This window comes from Desulfotruncus alcoholivorax DSM 16058, from assembly GCF_000430885.1.
Taxonomy (GTDB): Bacteria; Bacillota; Desulfotomaculia; order Desulfotomaculales; family Desulfallaceae; genus Desulfotruncus; species Desulfotruncus alcoholivorax.
This window is the reverse complement of sequence record NZ_AUMW01000056.1, coordinates 1-2,759: the sequence shown is the minus strand read 5'-3', so window position 1 is coordinate 2,759 and position 2,759 is coordinate 1. Positions and strand designations below refer to the sequence as shown.

At 43.6% G+C, this 2,759-nt stretch carries 2 protein-coding genes and 1 pseudogene; 2 read left to right on the top strand and 1 reads right to left on the bottom strand.

The annotated features are described in order from the left end of the window. Positions 1-5: 5 nt before the first annotated feature. Positions 6-104 (top strand): annotated as a pseudogene (locus H569_RS23745) (site-specific tyrosine recombinase/integron integrase); the annotation flags it as partial. Positions 105-114: 10 nt separating this feature from the next. Here the strand turns inward: H569_RS23745 and H569_RS0116965 are convergent. Then, positions 115-2,049, bottom strand: a complete 1,935-nt coding sequence (locus tag H569_RS0116965; RefSeq protein ID WP_081411093.1) for a multicopper oxidase family protein — start codon at positions 2,047-2,049, stop codon at positions 115-117. A 324-nt stretch (positions 2,050-2,373) separates the two neighbouring features. Between H569_RS0116965 and tnpA the strand changes: the two genes are divergently transcribed. After that, on the top strand, positions 2,374-2,759 hold a 386-nt coding region (tnpA, locus tag H569_RS20855; RefSeq protein ID WP_207637585.1), incomplete at its 3' end, for an IS200/IS605 family transposase.

Sequence of the window (2,759 nt, the reverse complement as noted above, 5' to 3'; positions counted from 1 at the left end):
GGAGATTGTCACAACGGTCAATACATGCGATATTCAAAAAAATAGCTTCACGGGTGGTAATGAATAAAAATATCCACCCACACGTATTGCGGCACACCATGGCCACCGCTATGGTCATGGTAATACCTTTAACGGTCTCATCATTTCATTGTCCTCATGATCTAGAATATGACAATGCCAAACATACCCTGGCCCACGGGTGGGGTCAAATGTATAAAGGTTAATCCCTGGCAAGGTTGTGGCAGGATTAGCATCTTGAGGGGCATAACGTACTCTTATCCGAGTAACTTCACCAGGATTTGCCCTAACGGTGTCTTTCCATCCCATTTCGTTTGGATCAGGACTTATAGGCTGCCCTTGCAAATATCCTGTAACAGGTAGTGTTACGGTGGGGTTTGTTAGTGGTGGTGTACCATTAATCAAAGTCCAGTCATTCATATATCGTTCTGCATCAAACTTTTGGCGGTTTATAACTTGAAATTGAACCAAATGCAGGTGAATAGGGTGGGTGTCTCCTGTTAAGTTGACAAATTCCCAGTCCTCCGTAGCTCCTACTTTGGGAGTCTCACTGATTGGGGCACCCCATTTTTGTCCGTTTAACAGTACTATCACCGGACCATTGGGGCCCATTACTTCGTTCAGAGTCAACGTTCTGGTTGGTGCGGTAGGCGTTAGTACGGGAATTGTATTTAAGGTTTCAGGTAACTCCGGTGGGTCAACCGGCGCTTCGCCTGTTACCTCGACAGTAAACCGCATAATCTGACCAACTGTTTCCGGGTCGGGGGGATCGCCGTCAGGATAAGGCGCATTGGCATCATTTTCAAGAATAACCATTGTATCGTGAGTGAGCGGTGAAAAATCAACAAGAATATCAGCGCGCTCACCTGGAGCTATAAGAAGTGAGGTAAGTGTTACCGGTGAAGGCAAAAAGCCTCCATCTGAACCAATTTGTATGAAAGATTGTCCGTTAGAGAATTTAAGGTTATAGAAACGTGCGTTTGAACCATTCAAAATACGGAATCGGTAGTGTCGGGGTTTTACGTTTAGATTTGGCCATAATTTACCGTTTACCATAATGGTATTTCCGAAAAATTCAGGCGTCCAATACGGGTGAATGGTAGGATTGGTACCAACGTTATCAAAAAAGAATGAGCCATCCCACTTGAAAGTGCGATCTTGAATTACAATAGGGATCTCAAATTCGCCGGAAGGTAAAACAGGTGAATCAGGGTTTTCAAGGGGATTATTCGGATCCCGAAGCAGGTAAAAACCGGCAAGACCTCCATAAACATTTAGACGTGTAATACCGAGGGCGTGATCGTGATACCAAAGAGTAGTAGGTTGCTGCATGTTGGGATACGTATATAGTGAAGTTTCGAATGCCTCACCCCTGATTATACCGGCAGTAAACCATGCATCGGGGTGTCCGTCGGAAACCGAGGGTGTTTCACCACCGTGCAAATGTGGAACTATTGGGACAGGGATTTGCGCATCGAGAAACCCAGGTGGAAACTTTGGCCAGGGGCGGGGAGGTATCATGGATATGTTATTGGGGTTTGCCCAATGCAAAGTGGGATCTACCGCAAACAAGTGTGGTCCGACAAGATTATTCACCCATTGCACATGAACTGTAATGCCGCGGATAGCTTCGAACGTAGCACCAGGTGTATTTTGAAAATACACGGATTCGCCGGTGTCCGGGTCCTTTACCATACCTCCGTAACCCCATACGGTTGTCTTAGGAAACCCGGGCGGAAGGATCTGTTGCTCAAACTGGCTTACGTCAACTATATATTCGTGTCTTAATACTTCGCCTGTTTTTGGATCCGTTATTATAGTCGGTTCATATACAGGAGGAAGCACTAGTTGGTCAACATATTTGGGGATACGTGTTGAGGGAAGAATACAATGTTTGTAATGTTTGTTTAAATCTTTAATTAGATCTTTAATTAAATATGGTAAATCTTTAATTAAATCTGGCGGCAGCAAATCTGGCGGCAGTGTAATACTTTTAATATCATGTTCAGAATCCTTGTTTGGATTTGGCATAAAAATCCAACTCCCTTTTTAACTTTACTAACATATATTATGAAATAAAGTAATAATTTATTCCATGTCTTTCATGTCAGCGTTGCATACATTAGAACTTCAAATACCTCCGGAGTTCTTCTACACTTTTTAATACCTGTGTTGTAAAATATCCCAAAGTTATATAAAAGACGGAGGCTTGCGCCCCAGCCTTTATGTTTTATAGATACCCGCCCCTGAAAACCCATGGCCTCGTGCCGTGGGATGAAAGGGGCGCCTGGTTTTTCCGGGCGAAAATACAACTGATGACATTAATATGTCAATAAGAAATGATAAAATCAAGACATGGAAAATAAAGCTAACCATTGTGTCTACAACATCAACTACCACATAGTGTTTTGTCCGAAATACAGGAGAAAAGTAATCAATGGTAAAGTTGAAGAAATCATCAACCAAACCGTTGGTAAAATCTGCGAAAGCTACGGATTTAGCCTCATTCAGATGGGAACCATGCCGGACCACTTACACATATTACTCTATGCTCCTCCTACTGTAGCTCCAGCGGAGATTGTAAAAACCCTAAAGAGTATTACCGCCAACACCGTATTCAAAACTATTCCCGGTATCAAGAAAAGAGGAAAGTTTATAGTACCCAACACGGAAAATGTGGCGGAAAACCTGTGGCGGGGCGCCGGCAGAGCTACAACCAGGGCATTATATCGCGTTGACCC

Excerpts from the sequence above, each read along its gene's own strand:
- H569_RS0116965 (WP_081411093.1), bottom strand. The coding sequence starts at position 2,049 with ATGCCAAATCCAAACAAGGATTCTGAACATGATATTAAAAGTATTACA.